At 63.0% G+C, this 25,106-nt stretch carries 33 protein-coding genes; 12 read left to right on the top strand and 21 right to left on the bottom strand.

Translation table 11 applies throughout. From position 1 onward, the window contains the following. Window positions 1-16: 16 nt before the first annotated feature. From ABZ464_RS02720 to ABZ464_RS02775, 12 genes are all read left to right on the top strand, one after another. Window positions 17-616: a hypothetical protein gene (locus ABZ464_RS02720; protein WP_359269897.1), complete on the top strand. Its 600-nt coding sequence runs from the start codon at window positions 17-19 to the stop codon at window positions 614-616. 97 nt (window positions 617-713) lie between these two features. After that, window positions 714-1,007, top strand: coding sequence for a hypothetical protein (locus ABZ464_RS02725; protein ID WP_359269900.1), 294 nt, complete (start codon window positions 714-716; stop codon window positions 1,005-1,007). Between the two features lie 173 nt (window positions 1,008-1,180). After that, window positions 1,181-1,417: a hypothetical protein gene (locus ABZ464_RS02730; protein WP_359269902.1), complete on the top strand. Its 237-nt coding sequence runs from the start codon at window positions 1,181-1,183 to the stop codon at window positions 1,415-1,417. A gap of 9 nt (window positions 1,418-1,426) precedes the next feature. Continuing rightward, complete coding sequence (locus tag ABZ464_RS02735; RefSeq protein WP_359269905.1) at window positions 1,427-6,286, top strand: transglycosylase SLT domain-containing protein; 4,860 nt, start codon at window positions 1,427-1,429, stop codon at window positions 6,284-6,286. Window positions 6,287-6,303: 17 nt separating this feature from the next. Then, window positions 6,304-7,302 (top strand): phage tail family protein, encoded by a 999-nt coding sequence (locus tag ABZ464_RS02740; RefSeq protein ID WP_359269907.1) that lies wholly within the window; start codon window positions 6,304-6,306, stop codon window positions 7,300-7,302. Window positions 7,303-7,347: 45 nt separating this feature from the next. After that, the gene (locus tag ABZ464_RS02745; protein ID WP_359269911.1) at window positions 7,348-8,535 is read left to right on the top strand and encodes a siphovirus ReqiPepy6 Gp37-like family protein; all 1,188 of its coding nucleotides are present in this window, start codon (window positions 7,348-7,350) and stop codon (window positions 8,533-8,535) included. After that, entirely contained in the window at window positions 8,535-9,593 is a 1,059-nt protein-coding gene (locus ABZ464_RS02750) for a hypothetical protein (RefSeq protein WP_359269914.1), read from the top strand. Before ABZ464_RS02745 ends, ABZ464_RS02750 begins: the two co-directional genes overlap by 1 nt. A gap of 79 nt (window positions 9,594-9,672) precedes the next feature. Further along, the gene (locus ABZ464_RS02755; protein WP_359269917.1) at window positions 9,673-11,199 is read left to right on the top strand and encodes a hypothetical protein; all 1,527 of its coding nucleotides are present in this window, start codon (window positions 9,673-9,675) and stop codon (window positions 11,197-11,199) included. Window positions 11,200-11,212: 13 nt separating this feature from the next. Next, window positions 11,213-12,193 (top strand): CHAP domain-containing protein, encoded by a 981-nt coding sequence (locus ABZ464_RS02760; protein WP_359269919.1) that lies wholly within the window; start codon window positions 11,213-11,215, stop codon window positions 12,191-12,193. A gap of 12 nt (window positions 12,194-12,205) precedes the next feature. Next, window positions 12,206-12,469 (top strand): hypothetical protein, encoded by a 264-nt coding sequence (locus ABZ464_RS02765; RefSeq protein ID WP_333745372.1) that lies wholly within the window; start codon window positions 12,206-12,208, stop codon window positions 12,467-12,469. Between the two features lie 67 nt (window positions 12,470-12,536). After that, window positions 12,537-13,379, top strand: coding sequence for a LysM peptidoglycan-binding domain-containing protein (locus ABZ464_RS02770; RefSeq protein WP_359269922.1), 843 nt, complete (start codon window positions 12,537-12,539; stop codon window positions 13,377-13,379). 23 nt (window positions 13,380-13,402) lie between these two features. Further along, window positions 13,403-13,702, top strand: a complete 300-nt coding sequence (locus ABZ464_RS02775; RefSeq protein ID WP_359269924.1) for a hypothetical protein — start codon at window positions 13,403-13,405, stop codon at window positions 13,700-13,702. 120 nt (window positions 13,703-13,822) lie between these two features. Here ABZ464_RS02775 and ABZ464_RS02780 read toward each other — a convergent pair whose 3' ends face one another. The 21 genes from ABZ464_RS02780 to ABZ464_RS02880 form a co-directional block, all read right to left on the bottom strand. Continuing rightward, a complete protein-coding gene (locus tag ABZ464_RS02780) occupies window positions 13,823-14,041 on the bottom strand; it encodes a hypothetical protein (protein WP_359269926.1) in 219 nt (72 codons plus the stop codon). 213 nt (window positions 14,042-14,254) lie between these two features. Further along, window positions 14,255-15,394 (bottom strand): hypothetical protein, encoded by a 1,140-nt coding sequence (locus ABZ464_RS02785; RefSeq protein ID WP_359269929.1) that lies wholly within the window; start codon window positions 15,392-15,394, stop codon window positions 14,255-14,257. 292 nt (window positions 15,395-15,686) lie between these two features. Beyond that, on the bottom strand, window positions 15,687-15,956 hold the full coding sequence (locus ABZ464_RS02790; RefSeq protein ID WP_359269931.1) for a hypothetical protein: 270 nt from the start codon (window positions 15,954-15,956) through the stop codon (window positions 15,687-15,689). Window positions 15,957-15,968: 12 nt separating this feature from the next. Next, a complete protein-coding gene (locus ABZ464_RS02795) occupies window positions 15,969-17,411 on the bottom strand; it encodes a hypothetical protein (RefSeq protein WP_359269933.1) in 1,443 nt (480 codons plus the stop codon). Window positions 17,412-17,428: 17 nt separating this feature from the next. After that, entirely contained in the window at window positions 17,429-17,614 is a 186-nt protein-coding gene (locus ABZ464_RS02800) for a hypothetical protein (protein WP_359269935.1), read from the bottom strand. A 79-nt stretch (window positions 17,615-17,693) separates the two neighbouring features. Continuing rightward, on the bottom strand, window positions 17,694-17,876 hold the full coding sequence (locus ABZ464_RS02805; protein ID WP_359269937.1) for a hypothetical protein: 183 nt from the start codon (window positions 17,874-17,876) through the stop codon (window positions 17,694-17,696). After that, complete coding sequence (locus ABZ464_RS02810; protein WP_359269940.1) at window positions 17,873-18,247, bottom strand: hypothetical protein; 375 nt, start codon at window positions 18,245-18,247, stop codon at window positions 17,873-17,875. The genes ABZ464_RS02805 and ABZ464_RS02810 overlap by 4 nt, the downstream gene beginning before the upstream one ends. A 19-nt stretch (window positions 18,248-18,266) precedes the next feature. Next, a complete protein-coding gene (locus ABZ464_RS02815) occupies window positions 18,267-18,509 on the bottom strand; it encodes a hypothetical protein (RefSeq protein ID WP_359269942.1) in 243 nt (80 codons plus the stop codon). Then, window positions 18,506-18,844 (bottom strand): hypothetical protein, encoded by a 339-nt coding sequence (locus ABZ464_RS02820; protein WP_359269944.1) that lies wholly within the window; start codon window positions 18,842-18,844, stop codon window positions 18,506-18,508. Before ABZ464_RS02820 ends, ABZ464_RS02815 begins: the two co-directional genes overlap by 4 nt. A 67-nt stretch (window positions 18,845-18,911) precedes the next feature. Further along, on the bottom strand, window positions 18,912-19,292 hold the full coding sequence (locus ABZ464_RS02825; protein WP_359269947.1) for a hypothetical protein: 381 nt from the start codon (window positions 19,290-19,292) through the stop codon (window positions 18,912-18,914). Further along, window positions 19,292-19,600 carry a hypothetical protein gene (locus ABZ464_RS02830; protein ID WP_359269950.1) on the bottom strand — a complete coding sequence of 103 codons (309 nt, stop codon included), beginning with the start codon at window positions 19,598-19,600 and terminating at the stop codon, window positions 19,292-19,294. Before ABZ464_RS02830 ends, ABZ464_RS02825 begins: the two co-directional genes overlap by 1 nt. Before the next feature lie 21 nt (window positions 19,601-19,621). Then, entirely contained in the window at window positions 19,622-19,834 is a 213-nt protein-coding gene (locus tag ABZ464_RS02835) for a hypothetical protein (RefSeq protein ID WP_359269953.1), read from the bottom strand. Beyond that, window positions 19,831-20,103 carry a hypothetical protein gene (locus tag ABZ464_RS02840; RefSeq protein ID WP_359269955.1) on the bottom strand — a complete coding sequence of 91 codons (273 nt, stop codon included), beginning with the start codon at window positions 20,101-20,103 and terminating at the stop codon, window positions 19,831-19,833. The genes ABZ464_RS02835 and ABZ464_RS02840 overlap by 4 nt, the downstream gene beginning before the upstream one ends. Window positions 20,104-20,180: 77 nt before the next feature. Further along, window positions 20,181-20,507, bottom strand: coding sequence for a hypothetical protein (locus ABZ464_RS02845; protein WP_359269958.1), 327 nt, complete (start codon window positions 20,505-20,507; stop codon window positions 20,181-20,183). A gap of 83 nt (window positions 20,508-20,590) precedes the next feature. Then, on the bottom strand, window positions 20,591-21,145 hold the full coding sequence (locus ABZ464_RS02850) for an antirestriction protein ArdA (protein ID WP_359269961.1): 555 nt from the start codon (window positions 21,143-21,145) through the stop codon (window positions 20,591-20,593). A gap of 92 nt (window positions 21,146-21,237) precedes the next feature. Then, complete coding sequence (locus ABZ464_RS02855; RefSeq protein WP_359269964.1) at window positions 21,238-21,453, bottom strand: hypothetical protein; 216 nt, start codon at window positions 21,451-21,453, stop codon at window positions 21,238-21,240. Window positions 21,454-21,462: 9 nt separating this feature from the next. Further along, window positions 21,463-21,615 carry a hypothetical protein gene (locus ABZ464_RS02860; RefSeq protein WP_359269966.1) on the bottom strand — a complete coding sequence of 51 codons (153 nt, stop codon included), beginning with the start codon at window positions 21,613-21,615 and terminating at the stop codon, window positions 21,463-21,465. Further along, window positions 21,612-21,854, bottom strand: coding sequence for a hypothetical protein (locus ABZ464_RS02865; RefSeq protein ID WP_359269969.1), 243 nt, complete (start codon window positions 21,852-21,854; stop codon window positions 21,612-21,614). The genes ABZ464_RS02860 and ABZ464_RS02865 overlap by 4 nt, the downstream gene beginning before the upstream one ends. Window position 21,855: 1 nt before the next feature. Beyond that, the gene (locus ABZ464_RS02870) at window positions 21,856-22,092 is read right to left on the bottom strand and encodes a hypothetical protein (protein WP_359269972.1); all 237 of its coding nucleotides are present in this window, start codon (window positions 22,090-22,092) and stop codon (window positions 21,856-21,858) included. Between the two features lie 314 nt (window positions 22,093-22,406). Further along, window positions 22,407-23,105 (bottom strand): hypothetical protein, encoded by a 699-nt coding sequence (locus tag ABZ464_RS02875; RefSeq protein WP_359269974.1) that lies wholly within the window; start codon window positions 23,103-23,105, stop codon window positions 22,407-22,409. A gap of 123 nt (window positions 23,106-23,228) precedes the next feature. After that, window positions 23,229-23,552 carry a hypothetical protein gene (locus tag ABZ464_RS02880; RefSeq protein WP_359269977.1) on the bottom strand — a complete coding sequence of 108 codons (324 nt, stop codon included), beginning with the start codon at window positions 23,550-23,552 and terminating at the stop codon, window positions 23,229-23,231. Between the last annotated feature and the right edge of the window lie 1,554 nt (window positions 23,553-25,106).

Genomic DNA, 25,106 nt, shown 5'->3' on the forward strand with positions numbered 1-25,106 from the left:
CTTGAGGAGTTCCTTTATGGCGAATGACGCTTCCAAGATTCGGTTCGCCCCTAACGGCGGACTGTTCATGGCCCCTTCTCCGACTGGTGGTGTCGGCGGCACGGTCCTTCCCGATGACGTAGGCGACGGCGGTAAGACCGCGCCGGCCGGTTACAAGTCGTTCGGTTATGTGGACGAGTCCGGCGTCACCATTACCCCGTCGATCGAGACGGACCCGGTGAATGCGTGGCAGTCCGCAGTTCCCGTTCTCTACAACGTGAAGGGTGCCTCGTTCCAGATCAAGGCGACCCTTCTGGAGACCTCGAAGCTGACCACCGAGCTTTTCTACGGTGCGGCGTGGGTCGAGGTCATGTCGGACGACACGACCCCGGTTCCCACCGGTGTTTACCGACTGGACCTTTCCAGCGTCCCGGAGCTGGCCGAGCTTTCGATCGTCGTGGACTGGGCACAGAAGGGCAAGAATTACCGCACGGTTATCCCGCGCGCCATGATCTCGGACCGAGGCGGTATCACGCTTCAGCGGACCGAGGCCCAGAAGTACGAGCTGACCATTGACGCCCTCGACTACAACGGCGGCCTTGGCTACGTGCTCACGGACGAGGTCATGACCGCCTGATTCGGGCTGTAAACGAATTGCCTCTGCCGGGGAGGGCTAAATTCCCCGGCCACTCTCTCACCCCACCCCATGACCCCCCGTTTCCCTTGGAGTTCCCATGGCTGCTGCCCGTAAGACCGCTGCCCCGAAGACCACCCCCAAGACCGCTGCTGCGGAGGCCGAGGCGACCGAGCAGCCGACCAAGTTCACCTTCCTTGGCGTCGACTTCGAGGTTCCGCCCGCCAAGCAGATTCCGCTTGATCTCCTCTTCGCCGAAGACGAGGTGGAAGCCGTGAAGATCATCGTCGGCGAGGATTCGTGGGCGCAGTTCCGTGCAGCTCGCCCGACGATCGGTGACTTCCAGGAGCTTTCCGCGAAGGTCAACGAGGCGTCGGCCGGCTCGGGAAACTGATAGCAACCGTCCACGTCATCAGGGAACATCCCGAGGAACTTGAAGCGGACCTCCTTGAGTTCTTCGGGGTCGATCTCCTCGACCTGTGGCGTGGGCGGTTGTCTCTGCGCAGAGTCCACCTGCTGATTAATTCACTCATGCACAAGGCAGGCCGATCCACCCTGCTCGCCACGATGGACGAGACAACGCAGTGGGGGTCGACGGAACACTTGCTCGCTCGCGTCTCAGACGCTCTGGAGCTGAGCAACTACCTCTTCCTCAAGGCCAATAGCAACGAGAAAAACATTCCGCTGCCTGAGCCTCTTCCCCGTCCCGGTTCCACGGAGCCAGAGAAGACCAAGCCAGCCGAGCACGAATTCGCGTCCGGTGAGGAGCTGTCCAACTTCTTTACGCAGATGAGCAATCTTTAGGAGGCCGGTATGGCGGCTACTGGTCGTGGACCTATCAAGGTTGGTTCCGGTTACATCGAGATCAACCCCCGGCTTTCCGAAGAGACGGTGCGCAAGTTCCGTGCCGAGATGGCTCGGGAGATGGAGAAGGCTGGCCGCCAGGCTGGCAAGGAGTTCACGACCGCCACCACCGAGGGCCTGAAGGGCATCGAGAAGGCTGTCCGCACTGCCGCCGCGAAGGCGGGCGCTGCCGCAGAAGCCGAGGTCAAGGACTCTGCCGAGGTCATCGCCAAGATTGAGGCTGACCTCACCAAGCAGTACGGCGAGCAGGCCACGAAGCGGTTCCGCGAGCTGCGCAAGCTGGAGGAGAAGAAGCGCGCCCTGGTCGAGGAGACCAGCAAGGAGACTCAGGCCGCTCTCAAGGCGACTCAGCGCCAGGAGACCGAGTCCCTGACGCAGGCCGCAAAGTCTCAGCAGCAGGCGATCACCCGCAAGGAGAAGGCGCAGGCCGAGTACGAGAAGTACGTACGCGAGTCCAACGCCCGCATCGCCAAGCAGGAAGCCGCGGAAGTCGCCGCCTCCGCAAAGCAGGTCGAGGCCGCCGAGAAGGCGAAGCAGAAGGCCAGGCGGCAGGCGCTCGAAGACGAAGCCCGCATGGATCGGGAGATCGCTGCCACTCAGGACCGTTTGGCCCGAGAGGAAGCCACCCGAGTCCGTACGACGGAGCGGGAGAAGCGCGCGGAGCGTGAGCAGTCCGCCCGCATGGAACGGGAGATTGAGGCCGCTCGACTCCGCCTGATTCGCGAGAACGAGACGCGTATCCGCACCGAGCTGCGGGAGACCCAGCGCCAGCGCCAGACGATGCTTCGGACGCAGGTCACTGACTCTCAGAACACTCAGCGGGAGTTGCGTCGTCAGCTGACGGATTACCGCACCCAGCTTGCCCGAGTGCAGACGCAGAACAACGAGGGATTCACCCGCCTTCAGGGGAAGTTCAAGAGCGTCGGATCGACCATCGAGACGATGGGCAATCACGCCACTGAGGCCGGAAACCTCATTACGACCAACCTGCTTGCCCCTCTCGGCCTGGTGGCCGGCGCGCTCACGACCATCGGTATCAAGTCCGCCGATATGCGAATCCTCGGCCAGAAGGGCCTTACCGCTGCCGGTGTGGACAACAAGACCGCGGCTTCGGAAATGGCCACGGTTCAGCAGTACGCCATTGATACTCCGTTCAGCGTCGACGTGATGCACGAGTACCAAATGAAGATGATCCGCTCTCTCGCGGCTGCTGACCCTGACTGGTACAAGAAGGCCACCAAGACGCAGGCCGCAAATCAGGCTGCCGGTAAGACCACTGACCTGATCATGGCTGTCGGCGACTCCATGGCCCGAGCGGGAAACCTCGACCCCTCGATGTTCCAGCGCGCCATGTATGCCCTTGACCGCATGTCCGACACGGACAAGGCGAGCACCCGCAACATCAGCCAGCTTGTGAACGCCACGGGTATCCCCGCGCCCGAGCTGGCCCAGATGTTCGGCTTCAACAGTGCAGGCGAGTTCTGGAAGGTTGTCGGTACTCCTGTCACCAAGGGTGGCGGCGTTTCCGGCAACGAGATGATGAACAACCTTCTCCAGTACTGGGACCCGAACTACTTCAAGAAGGGCAAGGACGGGAAGCCACTCAAGGACAAGAACGGGCAGTTCATCGTCAATGACGACGGGCACGACCCGAACAGCAGTGGCGGTTCCGCGGGCTACGGCAAGACGATGACTTCGGCCACCATCACCGGCCGAATACAGCAGATGACCGAGGGGGCCACAAACCGTCTCGGCAAGATGTTCGCCGAGCCCGGTAAGGACGGGCAGTACCAGTACACCAAGCTGGGCAACGCCTTCATGGGCAAGGGAGGTGTCCTCGATGAGGTCGGGGACATCGGAAAGTCCGCCCTGAAGCAGCTCCCCGATCTACTGATGACCTTCGCTGAGGAAATCAAGCGGATCACTGGCTGGTTCAAGACTGCTGCGAACTTCCTTGAGGAACACCCGGCAATCAAGGACGCCATTACCGAGATCGCCAAGATTGCGGTAGTCGTAGCACCCCTGCTTATCGGCATCGGCCTTCTGTCGAAGACCATCGGCAAGCTGACGAAGATCATGGGCATCGGGCTGAGCCCGGCGAAGGGTGCCTTCAACGCGGTGCGCGGCTCTACTCGTGTCGTCCGCCAGGGCCTCGCAGGTACGCGCTCATGGGCCAACGGAGACAGCTTCCGTGAGGGCTACCGGGACCGCCGCACCACGCTGCGCGGCGGAGACACCCGTGGACCCGTCGCACGCGCCCGAGACCGCGTCACCGGCCGCAATAGCCAGGCTGACGGCATCCGCTCGAACATGGACCGGGTTGCAGCTCAGATCCGTGAGGCGGAGGACCGTACCGCGGATCTCCGTGACCGGCTTCGTGAAGTCGCGGGCATGGACGTTGACCGCCTGGCCCATCAGTTGGCCAGCAGTGGCAACGACAGCGTTGCGGGTGCTGCTCGGGATGCTCAGCAGCAGGTTCACCAGATCCAGACTCAGGGCCTCGACCCACTGAACCGTGTCTCTCTGACCAACGTCCGGCAGCAGCTCACCGACACCAAGCAAGACGTCGACAAGCTGACGGCCGAGCTGAAGAACGCTCAGACCGAGGTCACCCAGCTCGACGGCAAGAAGCTGGTTCAGCTCAAGGTCACTGTCGATGGTGCCCACGGCACGGTCACTGACCTGAAGAACAAGGTCGATGACACGGCTCACTCTGTGGTCGTCCTCAACGGCAAGAAGCTGGACGCGCTGAAGAGCGAGTTCAACCACGTCCACGATGCTGCCGAGAAGGGCTACACCAAGGTTGGCCAGGGCACTGGCGGCGGTTCTCTCGCCGGTCGTGTGGGCCTGCTTAACGGGCGCTCTCTCAACACCCTGAAGGGCCAGTTCGACAAGGTCCACGACGCGGCTGATCGCGTCTACGACAAGGTTGGACAAGGTACGGGTTCCGGCTCGGTGGCCGGCCGGGTTGGTCTGCTCAACGGCCGCTCCCTGAAGGACATCAGGGATTGGTTCGACAAGCTGACCTCGGCTGCCGACAAGACGTACACGAAGGTCGGCCAGGGCACGGGAAGCACGTCCCTCGCTGGTCGTATCGGTCTGCTGAACGGACGCAGCCTGAAGGACGTCAAGGGTCAGGTCGATGACCTGAAGGACGCCCTTGATAAGGCGCACACTGCGGCCAACCACCTGGACACGTCCCTCGACAACATCGCCGATCACAAGAGCGGCGGTTCGTCGGGTGGCTCAGGTAAGAAGCCGAAGAAGCCGTACACAGGTGGCGTAATCACGAGCCAGGGCAACCTTGCTCACTTCGCTACGGGCGGTGTTCTTCCCGGCTACATGCCTGGCGTCGACTCGGTTCCCGCGATCCTGTCGCCTGGTGAAGCAATTCTCCGTCCGGAAGTCACGGCCACTCTTGGGGCTCCGCTGATCCATTCCTGGAATGCGATGGCCCGTAAGGGCCAGCTTTCCCGATATGCCGGTGGTGGCATTGTCGGCCGTTTCGGCATCGACAAGATCATCGACATGATTCACAACCAGAACATCTGGCCTGATGCGACCGCGGCTATCAACACGATGGCCTTTGACGCTACGTCTGTCCCTCTCGGTGGAGATATCCAGTCGGGAATGCTGGGGGCCGGCAAGGGCTCCGGTCACTACATCGGTTCCGACCTGGCGGGGAAGTTCGACGGGATCTATAACTTCGTCACGGAGGATTCCTGGAGGTTCCTGAAGCGTCTGCCCACGGTTGTTGGTCAGATCGTCGGCATCATCGGAGGTGCCTTTGCTCCGACGCTCGGCGACTACTTCCATGACGATGTCTGGAAGGGCAACGGGAACATCCTGGAACGAGGCGAAAGGTTCCTCGGGGATACTTTCTCGACGCACACCCTGACGAGCGTTTTCGATGACCTGTTCGGCGGCGTCTGGGATTCCGTGAAGTCCATCGTCGGCGGTGCGAAGGATCTGATAACCGATCCGGTTGGGTCTGTGACTAAGACGATCGACGCCCTTTGGGAAGTCGGCACCGGTGAAATCAATCAGATAGTCGACATGGTGAAGGCCGTGAAGTCTTTCGCGACCTCTCCCATGGACTATGCGAAGACCGTGCTGGGCGATGTCTACGAGACAGGAAAGGAAGCCCTTCCGAACACGAAGGGCCTTTTCGACTTCTCGGACAAGGACAAGGTCAACGCCTCCAAGCCTTCGGATATCGCGCAGAAGTACTCCTTCGACAATCCGCCCGGTGCGGGTGTCACGCGATGGACTCCCACGGTCAAGCGCGTCCTGAGTGAATTGAAGCTGTCGCAGGATTACACGGATCTGGTGCTGCACCGAATCCAGGTTGAGTCCAACGGTAACCCGAAGGCCATCAACAACTGGGACAGCAACGCGAAGGCCGGCTACCCGTCTCAGGGCCTTATGCAGACAATTCCGCAAACCTTCGCGGCGTACGCCGGCCCGTACAGGGGCCTGGGGATTACCAACGGACTCGCCTCGATCTACGCGGGCCTGAACTACGCAGTTCACCGGTACGGATCGGGTTGGCCGAAGGCCCTCTCCGGGACCAAGGGCTATTGGACGGGGACCGCTTCTGCTTCGCCTGGTCTCGCCCTCGTCGGCGAGCGCGGACCCGAGCTGATCGATTTCAGCGGAGGCGAGCGGGTCTACAACGACCAGGACACTGCCGGGATTCTCGGCGGAAAGAAGTACGAAATCCACATTCACGAAGCGAAGTCTGAGAACAGCACTCAGGCCGTACTTCGTGCGATGCAGTACGCGGAGGCGCTTTACGGCGGTCTCTAAGCGAATAGGAGTGTGCCATGCCAATTCCCGCCGTATCACCGGCAGTACTGAGGGACAACCGAGGCTTTGCAGGCCCTCAACCTCCGGATCGCGTCGTATGGCAGCACACCTTCGTGTCCATCACTGGGAACAACGGTGAGGGGGAGGAAATCCCCCTCACCGGGTTCGCCGGTGGTGCCTGGCCAAGCATATTCATGCTGCCGGGTGCTACAGGTCTGGACTCCCCGCCCATGGAGCTGCATTCGGATGACAGCCCGAACCTCGACGGTGGAATGTTCCGGGGTGCCAGGGCCACGCAACGCGAAATCATGCTTCCCGTCTTCCTTCACGGAGTCGATCGCAGGTCGGTACGCAATCTGAAGCGTCAGCTCATCAACGCACTCAACCCGAAGCGCGGGTATTGCGTGCTGAAGTTTGTCGAATCCAACGGGCATCCGCGGTACCTGTACTGCTATTACAAGTCCGGGCTAGAAGGCAGTGAGGCTACCGACCAGGCCGGTTTCACGTGGGTGAAGTACGGAATCCAGCTCACGGCCTTTGACCCCTGGTTCTACTCGGACGAGGTGACGGTCGCTAGCTGGGCCTTTGACTCCGCAAAGCCGTTCTTCAACAACGGCGGCACCTTCCTGCCGCCCAGTCTCTCTGAGGGCCTACCATCGGAAACCATCGTCAGCGTCACCAACCCCGGAGACATCGAAGCCTGGCCCACGTGGGAAATCACGGGGCCCGTCAAGCAACTGACGTTGACCAACGAATTCGGAGAGTCCTTCACCATCGGCCCTCTCAGTTCGGGTGCGGATGTCATTCCGACTGGCCGAACGCTCGTCGTGGACTCTCGCCCCGGCTACAAGACGCTCAAGGACGACTTGGGAACGAATTATTACCCGCTGCTGGCACCCAATCCGGTGCTGTGGAACATCCCGCCCGGCGACTCGCTGATTGATGTGGGCCTGGTGGCGGGCAGTGGGCCGGCCTCCATTTCCATTTCATTCAATCCGCGCTACGAAAGCTACTGATCTATGGGTTATCGAATCGAGGTGCGCGACCGGGACCTTAACCGGGTGGGCGAGATCGACACGTGGATGAAGCTGGACCTGGTGGTGCGCTACTGCCAGGCCGGCTCATGGACGCTGCTCATCAAGGCCGGTACGCCGCAGGCTGACCTTCTCCAGAAGGGAGGCGGCGTCGCCATTTACCAGGACGGCGTAGCCAAGCCGATCCTGACCGGCCCCATCGAGTCCTTCCAGCACTACTGGACGGTTGAGCAGCACACCGAGGCAGGCTCCCTGTACGTCGGTGGGCCGTGTGACAACAAGCTGGCCTATCAGCGCCTCGCCTTCCCCAGCCCTACGAAGACCATCGCCCAGCAGTACACGGGCGTTGCCACACGAACGGTGTCAGGGAAGGCCGGTACAGCGGTCTGGCAGGAGTTGTCGTCGGCGCTGGGCCCGGCTGCGCTCGCTGACCGTCGAGCGGCGGGTGTCGTCTTCCCCAGCGTCCCCAACCTCGGGGACCAGGTGGACGACTCGCTTCGGTTCGATGTCCTCGGGACCAAGTTCGAAGAGTGGATCGACACCAAGCAGACCGGCTACCGGTTCGTGTACGACCCCAACACGAAGAAGATCGTCCTGGACGTGTTCACTCCCCAGGACCGCTCCGCGGATGTCCGCTTCTCCAGGGAGCTGGGCAACCTGCGCGAGTACATCTGGACTCTCTCTGCCCCGTCCACCACCCGAGCCATCGTGGCCTGTCAGGGCGATGGAGCCGAGCGGTACATCTACCAGAAGATCAACGCGGATGCCGAAGCCGAATGGGGCACGATCCGCGAGACGTTCATTGACCGGCGTGACCTCGGACTGAAGACGAACCCGAGCACGGGCCAGCCGATGAAGGCAACCACGGACATGACTGACGCCGACTTCAACTCGGCCAAGGCTGCTGTGATCGATGCCGCGGATTCTGCACTCAGCGACGGCGCACCCAACGGCAACTTCCAGATCTACCCCATCGACACCCCCCAGCTCCAGTTCGGCCGGGACTACTTCGTTGGGGACGTCGTGACGGTAATCGCTGACGGCACCGAATACAGCGACATCGTCCGCGAGGTCGATATCACCGTTGAGGACGGCGGCAAGACGACGACCGTTTCCCCGAAGATCGGTGAGCAGGGCACCGGCAACCCCTTGAACCTTTACAAGACCGTATTCGAGATGCGCGAGAAGCTGAGGAAGCTAGAAACGAGGATGTAATGGCAGAACTTAGTTATCCGTTCTCGGCCGCCAACGGGGCCGGCGGCTCCAATACGGTCTCCCAGGCGCAGTGGCAAAAGATGGCGCAGATGTGGGGAGGCGACCGAATAGACCGGCGTCTCACCGCCTCCTCGTACGAGTCGACAGACCTGCCCTTCTACACGACCACGACCGGCCGCACGGTGGTGGTCAACGCTGGCCGGGCTTGGGTCGGTGGCTTCTACTACGAGCTGACCGGCACGAAGTCCCTGACGATCGCAGACAACACGTCGAGCTACGCCCGCATCGACATCATCGCCATCCGCGCCGACTTGTCGGCCGGGTCCGTGAACCTCGTCGTGATCCCTGGCCAGCCCGCGGCTACCCCAGTCGCCCCGCAGCCCACTCGTTCCATCGGTGGCAACTGGGACATGGTTCTTCACGAGGTGGCAGTCCCCAAGAGCAACGCGGCGATCTCCGTCAGCTCCCGCCTGATGTTCGACATGCCGCCCCGTGTGGAGTCCCCCTGGAACACGGACCTGACGGCCCCCTACGTACAGTCCGGGTCCTTCCTGTACGACATGGACGTCAACCGCAACTCGACCCAGACCGAGGGGTTCAAGGGCCGGGACGGCTTCATGTGGACCCAGACCCTCGGCAAGGCGTACTCGTATACCCCGAGCATGTTCAACGGCAAGACTTCACCGGGTACCCGCAAGGGCCGCTATCGGTGGATCGCCCCCAACACGGTCCAGTTCTCTGCGCAGTTCGACGCGTACGAGGACACGGGCGTCGTTGTCTCGGGCAGTAACACCTACCTCGGTGTGACTCTCCCGGTACCTGCGAATGGCGCGATGCGGCAGGTACTCACGGGCATTCTCACGAACCCCGCCGAGCAAGGCAATATGCCGAACCTCATGCAGGTCACTGCGTTCGCGGGAGACGGCAACGCGAACGTCGCGCTGTACGTGCCGAACTGGACGAACCTTGCGCAGGGTCTCGATGGTCTAAGGATGCTTCCTCCCGGATCGAAGCTGTACCTTTCCGGCTCTTACGAAGCGAATGAATTCAGCGAGTAACCCAACTCATTCAGAAATACGTCGGCCCCCGGCATCCCCGGCAGGGCCTTTCTTTATGCCCTGATTCAGGAGGTGCCGAGTGGCACGAAATCTCTTTGGTGGTTCTGCCGCTGACGTTGCCGAGGATGTGAACGGTGCCCGAGTCCCCAACGCCACCGGTACAGCGTGGGACGGTCCGACCAGCGGCGCGAACCAGATCGTTGACCTGACCGACGCGGACGGTGCCCCCATCTCGTCCCTGGCCGCTGACGCTAACGGCTTCCTCCCGACCTTTTACGGCCCCGATGGTGTCGAGCGTCTGTGGGTGGACTTCGGAGGCGGGAAGGTCGCCCTCACCTCGGTCACGATCGGCGAGCGGTTCGAAGCTCACCTCGTAGCGAGCGACCCCCACGGGACCAGGGCGTACGTGGACGCGAACTTCGTCAGCAACACGGCTGCCTCGTGGGTGAAGGCCCCTAACTCCGTCGCTTCTCAGGCCAAGGGCATTTACGCCCCGAGCGGCTGGGGCGAGTTCTGGCGACCCAAGAGGGACGCTGCGAAGCAGGGGGCCGGCAAGGCGAACGTGGCCGTTTTCGGCGGTAGCTCCGCGGTCGGCTTCTACGCCTCGAATCTCCGCACGAAGTCTTGGCCTGGCGTCCTGGCGACGTCGCTTCAGGCCACCTGCGGCGACGGCGGTACAGGCTTCCACTCGGCGCTCTTCAGCGCTCAGGGCATCTCCGGTTCGGATGCTGCGGCTATCACCCAGTGGACCGCCTCTGGCGGACTGGTGACTCAGACGGGCACCTGGAACATCGGCGGCTACCAGATGGGTCCGGGCTGGGGCTATCTGTACGCCAACGCCAACGGCGCGACGCTCACCTTCACTGTTCGCGGGACCACGGTCGGCATCTACACCTTGAGCGCCGACGGTGCTCGCTCGCCCTGGTCGTACTCGATCGATGGCGCTACCGCTGTCGCGGTCACTGACACCGCGACGACTGGCCTGGCCGTTCGGAAGACCACGGTCACCGGCCTGTCGGCAGGCACTCACACGGTGAAGCTGACGCACACCGGCACCGCTTCGCAGTACCTCTCGGTACTCGGCGTCTCAGCCGAGAACGCCTCCGGAACCGTCGTGAACAACTTCGGTCGTCGGAATGGATTCGCCTCCCACTACACCGCTCCCGGACGGCTGGACTGGAATGGCGGACCGAGCTACCCGGCTGATCTCGCCGTTTACATGGTCAGCCCCGAGGACGTAATGAATGGCGTCTCGGCTGACGCTTGGGCGTCCACTGTGCGACAGCACCTCGCGTACATCCGCGATGGCGGATCGCTGACTGGGGCAACCGACATCGTGATTGTCCTGCCTCACATTGGGACGGCTGACTTCTCGAACTACCGATACCAGGACTACGTGGACCGTGCTCACGGCCTGGCGCTTTCCTTCGAGGCTGCGCTAGTCGACCTGTGGAGCATTGGCCGTAACTCATGGAACTACTTCAACGCGCAGGGCTTCTGGGCCAACCCGGCTTCTCCGGGTGCGGCCGGCACTGACTCTGTCCACCTTTCCGATGCCGGTAACTCCTACGTCGCAGGAGTAATCAACACGCTCCTTCAGAGCTGACTAGGAGGAATCAATGGCTATCTCGCTCATGGCGCAGGTTATCGCTGTAGCCAAGTCGCAGATCGGTTATCGCGAGGGGTACGCCGAGGGCGGCTGGACCAATGCCGAGAAGTACGCCTCGGAAGTCCCCGGCCTTGGCTGGGCGCAGGGTCAGTCCTGGTGTGCTGTCTTCACTTCGTGGGTGGCGATGCGCGCCGGATGCGCGTCGCTTTTCCCTCGAACCGCTGACTGCTCTGCCGCTGTCACATGGTTCAACAGTGCCGGACGCTGGTCCTGGTACCCCGCTATCGGGGCGCAGGTCATGTACGGAACTTCGGGACAGGACCACACCGGGATCGTTTACGCCTACGACTCGACTTACATATGGACGATCGAAGCAAACACCTCGGATAACGGTACTTCCGAAGGCGACGGGGTGTATTTCCGTAAGCGCAAGCGTTCCGATGCGAATGTGTACGGATACGGCCTGCCTGCCTACCCGGAAGGGATCATCACGGCCGAGGTCGCGAAGAAGGGTGTCTCCGGATACACCTACGCGGTCTCGCACATGGGCCCTGGGCCGGCCGAGCTGCGGCCGGGCGGGCTGATGACGAACAACCTGGTCACGGACACGCTGAGTGTGGACGGCGCAGCTCACGCAGGCCGTGTATTCGTCCAGCAGAACGACTCCTCGACCGTGGCCCTTGAGGTGGTGGGCGCTACCTCGACCGCCCCTTCCATCGTCCGATTCAAGGACGCTGACGGCAATATCGTCTTCGAGATCACCGGCGCTGGTGCCCAGATCACGAATTCCGTGGCCTTCCTGACGAAGGCTCTCCAGCTCGGTAGCACCACCGCGGATCTCGGCGGAAGTTCCGGTGCAGTCGTGAGCATCAAGAACGTCACGACCGCCCCGACCACCAACCCGAGTGGCGGCGGAATCCTGTTCGTGCAGTCCGGTGCACTCAAGTACCGAGGCTCCAGCGGAACCGTTACGACTATCGCGCCTGCGTAATGAGGTAGAGCTATGGGCCCTAAGAGCATTATCGATTACGCGGGCCTGGTCTCTGCTGTAGCTGCCGCCCTGATCATTGTCAGGGCGGCTTGGCAGACCAATACCGCGAAGGTCTGGAAGGAAGAGGCCGAGGCACAGCGCGCTCGCGCAGACCGTCTTCAGAACGACATGAATGAAATCAAGGAACGTCTGACTCGCATCGAGGCCGAGAACGCTCGGCTTATCGAGCTGCTGACTGCCCTTGACCCTGAACGAATTAATTCGCTTCGCCGCTGAAGGCGAGAGCACGACGTGCAGCCCGGCCATGTGGTCCGGGCTTTTTCTATGCCCAGAGGGAGACGACATGGCGAGTGAGGCTGCGAGCGTACTGAGTATCGCGAAGGCCGAGAAGGGCTACAAGGAAGGGTTTTCGAACGGCCACTGGAACAACCACGAGAAGTATGCCGATCAGGTCCCCGGTATGGCGTGGGTGAGCGCAGGCGAGTACCCCTGGTGCGCTCTCTTCGTTTCGTGGGTGGCGCTCAAGGCTGGAGTCGCTGACCTGTTCCCGCGTTCCGCTTCCTGCGCCTACGGCGTGAACTGGTTCCGGCAGAAGGGGCGATTCTCCGAGTACCCCGCTATCGGCAGTCAGGTCTTTTTCGGCAAGGACGGTGGGACGCACACCGGGATTTGTGTTGCCTACGATGCCGACACGATCACGACCGTGGAAGGCAATACGAACACGGATGGTTCCCCGGAAGGCAATGGTGTCTATGTGCGGACGCGTAAGCGTCGGGACGCCAACACCTACGGGTACGGCCTGCCGAAGTACACCGAGGGCATCACGACCGCTGACCCCGCGCTGAAGGGCAAGGCCGGTTTCCACTACGCCGCGAAGGCGTCTGCTCCCGTGACCAGCTCGACCGCAGCGCACGCCAAGCCCAGCACCGCGAAGACGAAGGTCGTGGTCGTGAAGGCCGGTCAGACGCTCGGCCTGATCGCTGCCAGTGCAGGCGTGTCCCTCGCAGCGGTCCTCGGTCTCAACCCTGGGATCAAGGACGCCAACGTGATTCAGCCGGGCCAGAAGGTGACCGTGCCGGCCTCCACGCCGAAGGCCAGCTCGACGCCGAAGGCGACGACCAAGCCCAAGTCGACTGCCACTCCAAAGGCGAGCGCCAAGGAGTCGGCCAAGTCTCAGTGCAAGTGACCTTTTCCTGACTGGAGTTGCGAATGAATGAATTTATCTCGAAGCACGCTGTCCGCATCGTCGGTGCTGCTGCGGCTGCGGTACCGCTGGCCGCGTTCCTCTTCCCCGACATCCCGTGGGAGGGCCTTGTGGCCACTGCCGCGGCTCTCTTCGGTGTGAGTGAGGTTGCCCAGCGACACGAGAACACCAAGACTGCTGCCGCGCTGGCCGCGCCGTCCCCCTGGGACCGTGCTGCGGCTGCGCAGAAGGCCCTTGAGGCCATCGCAGCGGAGAAGGCGGCCGGTGAGTCAGCCGACCAGGCGAGTACGCCTGCCCAGTACTGAGGCGGAGGGGTCCGCTTCGGAGTGAGAGAATGAAATAATGTCCATGTCAAAAGTGGACAAACAAAAAAGGCCCACCCTCGTTTTGAGGGTGGGCCTTTTTCTCGTTTCAGGGTGCCTCGGTCAGACCAGGATCTCGGCCCGGTTCAGAATCTCCGTGGCTTCCTCGGTGCCAACCTCAGCGGCGACGAGAGCGAACGCCTTCCGGGTGTCTCCGTCGCAGCCCCAGTCGACCAGAACGCGCCACGCGTTCTGTACCTCGCCGGTCCCGAACTTCTGGGCCTTGATCATCACCCGAGCGCCGATCGCAGGTTCCTCGCTGATGATGTGCTCACTTGCCATCGTTGTGCACCCTCCCGGTCCTGGTCACGCGGGGGCCAGCGTACCGGCCCGCACTGACAGCTTCGATGTTTCCATGCCCCGGCCGGCGCATGGCCGGGGCCCGTCTTCGTCAGTCCTTCCAGACCCCGTCTCGCCACTTCATAGCCAGAGACGAGTAACGCCCCTGCACGAGTCGTGAGGGGCGCTTCTGGGGCATGAGGAGAGGAGACAAGGTCACGCCCCGACCGGGCGGAACATGCTGTAGTCGGCGCTCAGCCAACCGATCACACGGCGTCGGGCGTTGTCCCACACCTTGAAGCCTCCCGTGTCGTCCTTCTCCCCGAGCCAGCCTTCGAAGAGCACACCCGACCGGATCGGCTTCCGCGGCTCTACGTACTCCTCTTCCTCCTGGTCGTCCTCGTCCACCAGGCGCTCGTTCCTCTCCTCGGGAGGAAGCGAGTAATCAGGGCGAGCGTCGGGCAGCTCGACCAGCGGCGGCATGGCCGCTATCTCCTCCTCGGTGGCAGGCACAGCCCAGATGTTCGAGGCGCTGTGCACCTCGTCCACCACCTCATTGGTGTGCACGTCGACCAGCTTGTTCATGCCGAACCGCGACTCCGCCCAGCGGACGCGCACCATCGGTCCCTCGACCTGCGCCTTGCGCTTCGCGAGTCCTCCGAAGCGGAAGTACGCGGGGGTGTCCCCCCAAGGTACGAACCGCTGCATCTTGAACTTCTGCCACTCGGGAGCGGGCGTCTCGTCCTGGTCCTGGTGCTCGTTGACCTTGCGGCCGAGCTGCTTCGGCCTGTCCTGGTTCTCGTAGTGGTCAGCGGGCATCGGAGCCCACCAGATCCGCGACTGAAGGCGCAAGGTGTCCACCAGCTCGTTCGTCTCCAGGTCGGTCAGCGCGTAGGCTCCGCTCGCCGTGTAGCCGATCCGCACCTTCCGGGCCTGGCGCGGGCCGGTGCTGTTCTTCCCGCCCTTGCCCCCGTACACGAACACGGCCGACGACACCGCGTTCCGCACCTCGGTGTCCTGCCACTCGATCCCGTCAGGGTCGGTCGTCAGCAGCTCGACCGATCCCGAGTCCGGGAACATGGTCACCCAGGTCGAACGGTCCGTGGGCTGGTTGTCCTTCCCGCCGACGAACACCCGCCACGCCTTCGTAGAGGTGCCGTCGCGCTGAGCCTTGACCTCCTTCGGCTCCCACAGCAGGAAGCCGACGCGGGTCACCGCGTGGCCGCGGGTGTCCTGCCCGGTGGCGGTGATGTAGTCGCCGAGCTTGAGGCCGGCCAGCTTCTCGGACAGTTCCTGCGCCATTTCTTCCATCTCCCAGTTGATAGAGCGGGCCCGGCTCACGTCGTGGCTATCCATGAGGATTCGCAGGCTCGGAATTTCAAGTCGATCGGTGCACACGTCGCAGTCGCATTCGTGTCCTACGCACTGCGCGCAGTCGATTACGTCGCACAAGCGGTCAGGTCCGTATCCGTCCCCGCGGTTATAGGAGAAGGGGTAGAGGACGTGCTCTCGCTCGTATCGGTGGCCGTGCGCCACCGGGAACCCAGGGCACGAGGCAACAGAAAGCCGGGCCGATCCCTTCGTCAGGAATGCGGCCCGGCAAGCGGTGCACTGCAAGCGCCCCTCGGGGTGCCCTCTTAGTTTGTGATCAGACAACCCACACTTCCGTCTCGCTCACGATCCGGATACGGCTGGCATCTCCCCCGGCCTGCCGCAGCGCGGTCCTCATGACGGCCGGGTGGACTCGAAGCGTTCTGATCGGTCCGTTACGGGGGCGGTCCTTGCGCCTGGTGAGCGCTGCCCGACGCGCCTTGCGGTCGCGTCGGGCTTCCTTCTCCTCCTGGTCCAACAAGGTCCACTCGTGAGCAGCGCGCTTCGCAGGCGTGGAGAACTGCTTTGCTCGCTTGGGCTCGATCATGTGCTCTCAGTCCTAGAAGAGGGCGGCCAGTGCATCCTTCAGCGGGTCAACGGCGGGAGCCTTCGCGGGAGCGGTGCTCTTCTTCGCACCTGCCCGGCTCGCCTTCACCGGCTGCTCGGTCGCGCCGACAACGGAAAGGCGGGGCTTTGCAGCAGCCTTCCGCTTAGTCGGCTTCTCAACCACTTTACGTGCAGTCCGCACGGATGTCGTAGATTCCGCTTCCGGCTTCGGCTGCTCGGCCGTGATCTCCTCCGCCTGTGCGTCAACCAGGCGGAAGATGATCGAGGGGGCCCCACGGCCGGCCGTCCGCTTTTCCGTGATCATTTCCACGTCCGGCATATCCGCAACCATGGCCTTGAGACTGGCAGCTGTGACCCGCGTACCCAGCGACCGCAGGAGAAGCGTCGAGGTGGCTTCTCCGCCGTACATCTCCAGCTTCTCGCGGATCATGTCCGGCACGGTTTTGACCGCCTTCTGCGAAGCGTTCGCGGAGTCCATCACCAGCTTCTCGACACTGGCCATGGAGTACGAAACGAAGGCCCAGGCAGCCTCCAGAGCCTTCCGGCTGATCTTCGTCTTACGCTCGGACGCCGTGAAGATGGCCGCAACTCGGGCGACCTGTTCGGCCGACCGCTCCATGTAGCACGAGAGGTGTTCGGGCATCTCCGCCATGCGGTCCTCGATGATGGCCCGCAGCTCGTCATAGCGACGCCCAGCGTCGGCAGAGAACGAGATCACCCGCTGCTCTCGCAGTGCCCAGTGGTAGGCATCCGACAGAGCCTTGGTCTCACCGATCTTGGCCTTGTGGTTGTACGGGAGCATCTTCGAGCGCTCCACCAGGACCGGAAGGTACCTGTTGAAGCTGCCGCCCAGGGCCTCGGTCGCCGAGACGTACTTCGCCCACTCACCGGGGGTGATGTGCGCGTGAACGCCCAGCAGGGGCCGCGCCACCTCCTGAATGCCCTTCTTGGTGGTGTTCGAGATCGGGACGCCATCCCACGCCGAGCGGAGCTGCTGACTGAAGGTGGGGCAGCGGCGCGACCGCTTCAGTACGGACGACCACTCCTCTTCCACGATCAGGGCCCGGCCGTCCTGCCCCATCTCCGAGCGTGGCGAGTCCATCTCCAGCGTGTAGAGCATGTTCACCAGGGACGGCCCGGAGGTGACGCCCGCATAGGTGCGGGAGTGCATGAATCCGCCGATGGATGGGGACAGGATGCGGTCTGCCGTCCGCTTCGCGGTGCCCTTCCTGCCAAGCGCGGACTTGCCGACAAGGACCGTCCAGACGACGGCCGGCCTGCCCCCCTCCATGATGACTCGGCCATTGAGGGCCGACGAGAACACAGCCAGCGTGGACGCGAGCACGCCTATCGGGTCCGCCTCCGTGTGCGGCATCGCATTGGTCACGGCCTCACCGATCGGGCCGTACTTCATCGCCTCGAATGCCTTCGACATATGATGTATCCCTTTCCTTACGCGCTCTGCGCGGCGGTCATTTCAACGGTGAACAGGGCCTCGAAGTAGGCGCGGAACTTCTCTCCGTGCTCGTCGCACAGGTCGTAGGAATCCCCGGCTACCGAAAGCGCGGTTGTCGCGTCCCGCTCTTCGCCCTTCTTTGCGCAGGCGTCGCAGTGCACGACCTCAACCAGCTTGATCACGCTCAATCTCCCCTCGTTCGAGCGTCCATGGCGAAAGCCGGGACAGCGTCAATGTCCCGGCCCTCACTAAAAGCGCTCGCTACCAACTGTTCTGCGGGTGAATGGCCAGCCGACCGGACGGCAGCGTGACCACCTGATTCCGTCCGGCCTTCCGGACCTTGTAACGGCCGTCCGGCCGCTGCCTCTTGATGCGCCCGGCCCCCATAACTGATCCGTCCTCACGCAGGATGTAGACGTAATCACCAGCCTGGTAAGCGGTCATCCGTAGACCACCTCTCCGAGCGTCGCCACCTGCATTACCTGATCTGCCGAGTCTGCATCGAAGTCGGCGTGATCAGGCCCGTCCTTCAGGAAGGACACGCATTCCTGGTACGTGTACTGGGACACGTACTTGGAAACTCGACCGTCGGCTATGCGCTGCATCGCGCCCAAGATGATGTTGTGCGTCACGACCATCTTCAGAGCGGGCCCGTCCTTGTACGGGTCATCGATGGGGACAACCACGTTCCAGAAGTCGGGAGCGTCCCCGCGCTGGTCCCATTCGGAGCGGACGACGCCCCACCAGGACCACATGTCGAAAGAGGCCCCGAAGATGTGGTCGTAGGTGTCCTGCGGCTTGATGTTCTCGATCACGGGTGTTCCTTTCCAGGGTTCAGACGAGAGCGGGGAGACCGACGACCAGGCCGCGTGCCTCATGGAAGGTGTCCGTGACCTTCTGCACGAACAGTTCCGCGACCGCAGCCGGGTCGGCGTAGATGTCGGCTGCCTTGTGGCAGTCCGCGTAAAGCGCTCGCAGTTCCTCGAAGCGCTGGTCTGTGTCATCGGTCCAGGCAATGACCGCCGCGCGGTCTGCCAGCGTCTCGGAGTCCTCGGCGTATCGCTTCATCAGGCTCACAGTTCCTCCCCTATCGCTTCCTGATATCCGGCCCATACACGCGCCGGTATCCGGCCTCGCGTGCCTACGAAGAATCCGTTTTCGCGGCCCCACTCACGGGCCTTGCGCATGTGCTCTTTCATTCGCCAATAGCGCTCTTGTGCAGCCTTGGCGCGTTCCCACATCTCGTCGGACTGGCGTTTCCGCTCTACCTCTTGAGCGTCCCGAGCGTCATCCCTCGGCTTGTATGCGGCATAGAAGCGCTCTTCCGGAGGCGTTACCGGCGAGCGGTCGTCCGCGTCCCGCATTCCCTTGCGGACCATGTAGGCCCGTACGTCCTCGGGGTCGAATACCAACCGCTCTCCCCTCCTAGTGGCCAGCACCACCCCCAGGCCGGCGAGTCCCTGGGGGTGGCACAAGCGACTAGGCCAGAGCCTTTTCGAGGGCAGGCCGGTAAGGGTCCGGGCGGTACCAGCCGTTTGCCTTCGCGCGGTCGCAGGCGTCCTGGTAGAAGCCCCGTATGCACTCGCGGCAGACGTAGACCAGGCCGAGACCGACCATGCTGTAAGCGGGCCCGCGGCCGGTCGCGCACGTCTCGCACAGGCCGCCCCCGGCCGTGTGCTTGAAGCTGACCGTCTGCCGGTCGTTGGCCGTGTTGCGGAGCATGACGAAGGCGTGCGGACGCTCGGCCGCGTCCTTGTAAGCGGCCTTCCAGTCCTCCCCGTATTCGCCCACGCTCTTCATCGCGCAGAACGTGTCGTGGTTGGTGCTCTCACAGGCGTGCACGTCGTAAGACCAAGGCATTACAGGTTCTCCTTCGAGGGCTGGGCATTGAACAGGGCCGCGTATTGGGTGGCGAGGATGCCGAGTAGTTCCGCCCGGCCTTCGGCCGTCAGGACCATCGGGTTAAGGGCGTCCGCTTCCATGCGGCCGACAACGTGAGCGGCCAGCCGTCCGGGGTGGCGAGCGTCGACCAGTTCGGCGCACTCGTGGCACGCCTGCCACCGGCCGTCATCGAGCTGCACCGCGCCACCGATGGACGGCATAAAGCCCATCGGGATCACGTACAGGAAGGCGGGAACGCTGCCCGTGCAGAAGTCGCACAGATTCAAAGGGGGTGTTCCTATCTCGGGTTAGCGGCAGACGCCACAGCGGCGCAGGTGGTTATCCAGCCTTCGGGCCATCGAGCGTTTCGCGCCCAGCTCCCACGTGGCCGCAGAACGGGCCACCTGGTCATTCGTGTTGAGCGTCGCCGTGCCGTGCAGGTTCTCGACCTCATGCGTGAACTCGGCCTCTATCCGCTCGTACTTGGCACAGCGGAATCGGGAAAGGGTGACGGTCGTCATCGGGCATCCGCCAACGGCGCGTGACCACGCAGAACGGCAACGGAGTGCAGGAAGTACGCGGTCTCTTCCCCGAACTTCTCTTCGGCCAAGCGGTCGGCTTCATCCGATGCGTCCGAGGCGTTGGCGGCCCACACGTGGAAAACCTCGGGGTCCTCCTGGACACGGATGTCATCGCATCCCGCATCGAACATGTCCGAGTCCCAGTCACGGACGACGGTGAACGGATTCAGGCGGCGACGGGCGGCGAGCGAAATGAGCGAGCGAACCATGGGTGCCCCTTTCTGATCGGATGGGCATGGAAACGGCCGGGCACTGGCCCGGCCGCAACCAAACTCAGCCGCTCAGATCAGGCAGCGGCCTCGACCGCCCAGCCCTCCAGAATCGCGACCGTGTACCACAGCTCTTCGGCCTCGTACTCGTCGTACTCGGCACCCTTCGGAATCTCGATGATGTGTCCCGCGTACTCGTCCCACGCGGCCATACGAGCGGCCGTGAAAGCCTCCATCCGGCTTCCGGCCTCGATGTGCATGACGGGAGCGTCAAGGAACCCGTTATCCCCGGCCCAGTCGAGGACGACCGTGTACCGGTTGAACGGGCCGAAGTCGATCTCAACCACCTCAACCGGGGCAGGCTTACGGAATCGGGCAGCGATGCGAGCGAAGATGTTGCGCATGGTGGTGTGTCCTTTCGAGGGCATGAAAAAGGCCGGGTCCGCGTCAATGGCCCGGCGTAAAGGTGGTGAGGGTGGGGTGAGCGTCAGTTCATGCTCAGCACGTAGAACGAGGCCCCGGACGGGCCGCGAACCTCGACCGTGTAGAGCCCGCCACCGTTGATGTCGTCGTGCGCCATGGCTTCGGCGACCGCTCCGAGGTGAGCGCGGATGTCCTCGGGGATGTCCTCGCGTCCCTCCAACTGCTCGTAGTTGTGGGCCGCGACCGCCTTTAGCTCGGTGCTCTCGTCGTACTCACCCATCAGGCGGTCAGAGATCAGGTCGGGGATGTCTTCGAGGTCGTGACCGTCCCCCATGAAATGGGCCACGAGGGCGGCCGGCTTGTCCCTCAACAGGGATGCCAGCGCCGACACCCGCTCGAAGGACTCCCACTCCCCCAGCTCGATACCGCCGAAGTCGTCGTAGTCGTGGATGGCCCACTCCTCGGCCTTGCCCCCGTACCGCTTCGCGGTCGGCGACGTGGCCAACATGGCGTTGACGTCGTCCTGTATGGCGTCCGGGTCCTGGTCGGCGTCGATCCATTCCCCGTGCAGTTCGCCGTGGTTGTAGTCGGTCAGGCTCGCTACGTAGATACGCGGCATGGGTGTGTCCCTTCGTTGGTGGTGAGGTGCGTCCGGTGATGAGTGAGGCCCCCGGCCGTCGAGCGTCCGGGGGCCAGGCACACGACCGGGCGTCAGTGCTTCGCGAGCGTGATCACGCGTCGCCATCTGTGGGCGTCCTGGTCCCACGTGACCTGAAGGCCGGAACGCCGGATCGAGACGACGTACGGCACGCTGTACCAGCCCGTTTCCGAGCCCTGCCGCGAACCGAAGTTGATGGACTCGCCTGCATCTTCAAGCGCGTTCAGCGTGTCCGTGAGGGTCTGCCACAGCTCATCAGTGGTGCTCATGTCTGCCTTTCAGCGGGTGTACTTGCGCTTGTAGAGGTTCAGCTCAACGAACACGGACGGGAGTCCGTAGGAGGCCGCGTACGCGACCGCTTCCGCGTAGTCGTTGAACCGCTTGTGCCAGGCCGGGCCGATGTGGGCGACGTACATAGGGGCGTCTCTCAATCGAGGTAGAGGGAATCGGGGTGCGTCGACCGCAGGTGTTCGAAGTGCAGCCGCAGCGCGGCGTCATCTCTCGCCCAGGGGAAGAACGGGAGGTGCCCGTTCATCAGGTCGCCAACGTCCATCCGCACGGGGCGCGGCGGGAACACGTAGACCTGATCCGGGCCCGGACCGAGACCGAGCAACAGGCCGGACGGCTCGCCGCACTCGGCGACCATCCATAGGGCGTCAGTGAGTCGCATGTCAGAGCACGTCCAGACCGAGAAGGGTCATCAGCTCGGCGACGGTCGGCGCGCACTCGTGCGTTGCCTCCCACACTCCGAGCGCGGTACGGGCGTCCGACTCCGTGGGCAGGTCGGTAAGGCCGAGCGCTCGCCCAAGCGAGCCGTCCTCGACGCAGCGCACCTCTACGCCCTCCCCGCACTGGCACACGGTGCGTACGGAGCGGGTGAGGACAAGGGAGCGGGTATAGCCGGGCATGGGTGCCTTTCGGGTTGGGTGTCAGTGCACTTCGGAAAGCCAGGAACACGCGGGGGCGAAACCCATCTCGCAGTCGTCCTGTTTCGAGTCGGCGAAACCGTCATTCCACGTAGCCACGTGGTCTGTCTTGGGTGTGGCATCGGCCGCCGTAGCGTGACCGGCCAGGAAAAGGGCGACCGCAGCAGCGGCACCCGCGAGGAATGCGCGAACGCGCACAGCGGCTCCAAGTGATGTGTAGGTGACCGGACATGGCCGGACCCGGCAGCGTCAATGCCAGGTCCGACTAAGAGCGTCCACCCCAGTGAGCGGGACCTTTAGGCGACGAACATGAACACGGTCATCTGACCGGCCGCCTGTATGTCCTCGTGCCACTTCCGGGCCAGGATGAGCGCCATTGCGGCGCGCTCTTCGCGGCCGATCTCCCGGTCTTCCTGGCAGTAAGGGCAGTGCCATTCCGTCATCTTCGACGTGATGTCGCCCGACTCGACACCGTCCCGGAATACGTCCGAGCATTCGTGAGACGACACGTAGCATCCGCAGTCCCGGCCAGCGTGGCAGGTGAAGTCGTCCGGGTGGTTCTCTTCGTCTTCCAGCTCGGATGCGCGCTCTTCGTTGAGCCATCCGTAAGAGGCCAACGCCCCTTCCAGCTCTTCGACGACCGCGACAACCGCCGCATTGTCCGCGTCATAGACGTACGTCTCACCGGGCCCGTACGCCCAGCCCATGCCGCCGTCCGCAGCGTTCAACGCCTCTTCGATCGCTTCCGCATTCGACGTGCCCTGCGCCCAACGGGCAGTGTCGTACCCGTAATAGCGCTGGTCGGTGGAGGACGCGGCCGGGTGAAGGTTGTCCATGATCAGGCCAATGTGCGCCCAGTCGTTGTCTTCGGCCGCAGTCTCGAAGTGACCCAGCGAATAGGCGTAGCTCTGACTGGCGTAGTCCTCGACAGCTTCAGTGAACTTGGCACGCCAGGCCGCAATTTCGTGACCGTATTCGGGGGCGAGAGTAAGCATGGTGGAGCCTTTCTGACGTAGGGATGTGGCCGGTGGATAACCGGGTATGGCCACCCCCCGGCAGCGTCAATGCCGGGGAATGACCAGGCCCGTTCAGCCCTCGAAGCAACTTTCAGGGCATGGCTATGCGCGGTTCTCGTCCGCCCGCATCTCACACGCCCAGCACCACCGGGCATCCCGGCAGCACTCCCGCTCACGGACCGCGTAGCCAGCCGGAATGAGGGTCCATCCCTGCGTGCTGGCATTAATGCCCTTGCGGTACAGGTCGACCAGCAGGCGGGACTTTGCGGCCCGCTCCGTCGACGCCACGACGTCGAGCGTTTCCAGCGGGTTGCCCTCACGGTCGTACACGTCGACCGTCCACACCTTCTGTTCGTAGGTGTGCTGGCCACGCTTCACAGTGCACCCGCAGGAAGCCTTACCGGGGGCACGCACAACAGCGTTCATCACAATCACCCTTTCCAGGGTCTAGGGGGTTTCTGCGCCGCCTTATGGCGGTCGCATAGGGAACCGTGCAGGTTTGACCCGCGCACGGCTCTTGCAGGGTCGTGCAGCGCCCCTGCGGCGCAAGCGGTTTACAACCCGAAGGCATTCATCCCGCAGTGCCTCACACGCTTAGGGTCGTGACCGGTAGAGGCGAGTATCAGTCGCCCCTTACGTCGCACGCCGGACACGTGGTGTCGGCTGGTATTGCAAGGTGGTGCATGGGTAGTGCAAGGCATCCGGCCGTTTCTCAAGGGCAGTCGGCGCTAGTGCAGGTTCGCACCAGTCGCCCCCTCGAAACAACTTTTTGCCCATAAAGCAGGGGTGATCTATTGATACCGGGTGATCAGGTCCGGCTATTCAGCACACGCTGACGACGTGTCCTATTCATTGCCCCAGATGGGACAGAACAGTGGGTAGAACGGCCTGTCAGGTTCCTTGCCAACATCTGTCATCACGCTTTCCCTATCGCCCCTGAGTAGCCCCCAGGACCCTTCCTAAGTCGGTCTGTTCGTTGCTCGCTTCCCCATAGATGCCCGTCGCACTGCCTACACAGTGCCGGTGAGGCTATGGGAGCGCTACGCCTACTGAGACTGACGTCAGTACTTGCGCTCGGATGCTGGCCTATTCGCTGCCAGACGCCCTATCCACTGTTCAGTTATCAAGTAACTCGCGCTCCGGTCGTATGGCCCCTTGTGAGGGCTAGGGACGCCGTACGCATGCCCTTTCATTCATTCGTTCAAGCGCGCTACCCGTTCTCTACGGTTTCCCTGATCTCCCCGCTGACTGCGGGGGCGGTACTTCCGGAGGGGCCTTGCTGCGCCGCTTGTTCCGACACCGAGAACATTAGGTCTACACACCCCTCGAAGCAACTCCCGAAACAACTTCCTGCCCACACTCTAAGTAGGGAAGATGCGCGTGATAGATCACCATGCTGGAGAATGTCAATATGGCATAGGTGGGCAATTCGGGCACTTATACCCCCCACCCCTGTGACGCAGACCACACGGGGGAGGGCTGGCACGCCCGAAGGCGGCGATTTTCCTTTGCCCATGCTTTACCTAAAGCGCTCTGCCTTGACCTTATCTTTGCTCGTTCAATGGGTCGCTCATGGTCCAGGCTTTACGCACACTTGACTATTACTCGCCAGTAGGTAGCCCTGTCGGCACCCCTAGGCACCCCCCGACCGTCCGACCAGCACACCGAACGTTGCCGAGTGTGAGCGTTCCCTCACCCCCCGCTCATGAGTGAATGAATTAGATGGGCGCATAGGTATTCATTCATTCGTGCATGCACATACACACACGGGGGTAATACATTAGATCACTCACACAGGACCCACCGGGGGTGCTGTCCTTGATATGTGTACGGGTTTAAAGAATTTGAAGCCCGCAGACAGCTCGGTGCCGGCCTGCCGGCCCCTACCCCCTTCCAACCCCTCTCAGACCCCTTTTTGGGCCCTCCTGATGCCTCTCAGGGCCTCCCGAGGCTCGGTTCAGGGTCTCGTTCGCCCCTCAC

This window comes from Streptomyces sp. NPDC005820 (genome assembly GCF_040630255.1).
GTDB lineage: Bacteria > Actinomycetota > Actinomycetes > Streptomycetales > Streptomycetaceae > Streptomyces.

Excerpts from the sequence above, each read along its gene's own strand:
- ABZ464_RS02735 (WP_359269905.1), top strand. The coding sequence starts at position 1,427 with ATGGCGGCTACTGGTCGTGGACCTATCAAGGTTGGTTCCGGTTACATC.
- ABZ464_RS02770 (WP_359269922.1), top strand. The coding sequence starts at position 12,537 with ATGGCGAGTGAGGCTGCGAGCGTACTGAGTATCGCGAAGGCCGAGAAG.
- ABZ464_RS02845 (WP_359269958.1), bottom strand. The coding sequence starts at position 20,507 with ATGCGCAACATCTTCGCTCGCATCGCTGCCCGATTCCGTAAGCCTGCC.
- ABZ464_RS02730 (WP_359269902.1), top strand. The coding sequence starts at position 1,181 with ATGGACGAGACAACGCAGTGGGGGTCGACGGAACACTTGCTCGCTCGC.
- ABZ464_RS02720 (WP_359269897.1), top strand. The coding sequence starts at position 17 with ATGGCGAATGACGCTTCCAAGATTCGGTTCGCCCCTAACGGCGGACTG.
- ABZ464_RS02855 (WP_359269964.1), bottom strand. The coding sequence starts at position 21,453 with ATGAGCACCACTGATGAGCTGTGGCAGACCCTCACGGACACGCTGAAC.
- ABZ464_RS02835 (WP_359269953.1), bottom strand. The coding sequence starts at position 19,834 with ATGACGACCGTCACCCTTTCCCGATTCCGCTGTGCCAAGTACGAGCGG.
- ABZ464_RS02750 (WP_359269914.1), top strand. The coding sequence starts at position 8,535 with ATGGCAGAACTTAGTTATCCGTTCTCGGCCGCCAACGGGGCCGGCGGC.
- ABZ464_RS02795 (WP_359269933.1), bottom strand. The coding sequence starts at position 17,411 with ATGTCGAAGGCATTCGAGGCGATGAAGTACGGCCCGATCGGTGAGGCC.
- ABZ464_RS02865 (WP_359269969.1), bottom strand. The coding sequence starts at position 21,854 with ATGCGACTCACTGACGCCCTATGGATGGTCGCCGAGTGCGGCGAGCCG.
- ABZ464_RS02765 (WP_333745372.1), top strand. The coding sequence starts at position 12,206 with ATGGGCCCTAAGAGCATTATCGATTACGCGGGCCTGGTCTCTGCTGTA.
- ABZ464_RS02840 (WP_359269955.1), bottom strand. The coding sequence starts at position 20,103 with ATGGTTCGCTCGCTCATTTCGCTCGCCGCCCGTCGCCGCCTGAATCCG.
- ABZ464_RS02880 (WP_359269977.1), bottom strand. The coding sequence starts at position 23,552 with ATGAACGCTGTTGTGCGTGCCCCCGGTAAGGCTTCCTGCGGGTGCACT.
- ABZ464_RS02850 (WP_359269961.1), bottom strand. The coding sequence starts at position 21,145 with ATGCCGCGTATCTACGTAGCGAGCCTGACCGACTACAACCACGGCGAA.
- ABZ464_RS02775 (WP_359269924.1), top strand. The coding sequence starts at position 13,403 with ATGAATGAATTTATCTCGAAGCACGCTGTCCGCATCGTCGGTGCTGCT.
- ABZ464_RS02725 (WP_359269900.1), top strand. The coding sequence starts at position 714 with ATGGCTGCTGCCCGTAAGACCGCTGCCCCGAAGACCACCCCCAAGACC.
- ABZ464_RS02780 (WP_359269926.1), bottom strand. The coding sequence starts at position 14,041 with ATGGCAAGTGAGCACATCATCAGCGAGGAACCTGCGATCGGCGCTCGG.
- ABZ464_RS02785 (WP_359269929.1), bottom strand. The coding sequence starts at position 15,394 with ATGGATAGCCACGACGTGAGCCGGGCCCGCTCTATCAACTGGGAGATG.
- ABZ464_RS02790 (WP_359269931.1), bottom strand. The coding sequence starts at position 15,956 with ATGATCGAGCCCAAGCGAGCAAAGCAGTTCTCCACGCCTGCGAAGCGC.
- ABZ464_RS02825 (WP_359269947.1), bottom strand. The coding sequence starts at position 19,292 with ATGCCTTGGTCTTACGACGTGCACGCCTGTGAGAGCACCAACCACGAC.
- ABZ464_RS02805 (WP_359269937.1), bottom strand. The coding sequence starts at position 17,876 with ATGACCGCTTACCAGGCTGGTGATTACGTCTACATCCTGCGTGAGGAC.
- ABZ464_RS02760 (WP_359269919.1), top strand. The coding sequence starts at position 11,213 with ATGGCTATCTCGCTCATGGCGCAGGTTATCGCTGTAGCCAAGTCGCAG.
- ABZ464_RS02870 (WP_359269972.1), bottom strand. The coding sequence starts at position 22,092 with ATGCCCGGCTATACCCGCTCCCTTGTCCTCACCCGCTCCGTACGCACC.
- ABZ464_RS02740 (WP_359269907.1), top strand. The coding sequence starts at position 6,304 with ATGCCAATTCCCGCCGTATCACCGGCAGTACTGAGGGACAACCGAGGC.
- ABZ464_RS02875 (WP_359269974.1), bottom strand. The coding sequence starts at position 23,105 with ATGCTTACTCTCGCCCCCGAATACGGTCACGAAATTGCGGCCTGGCGT.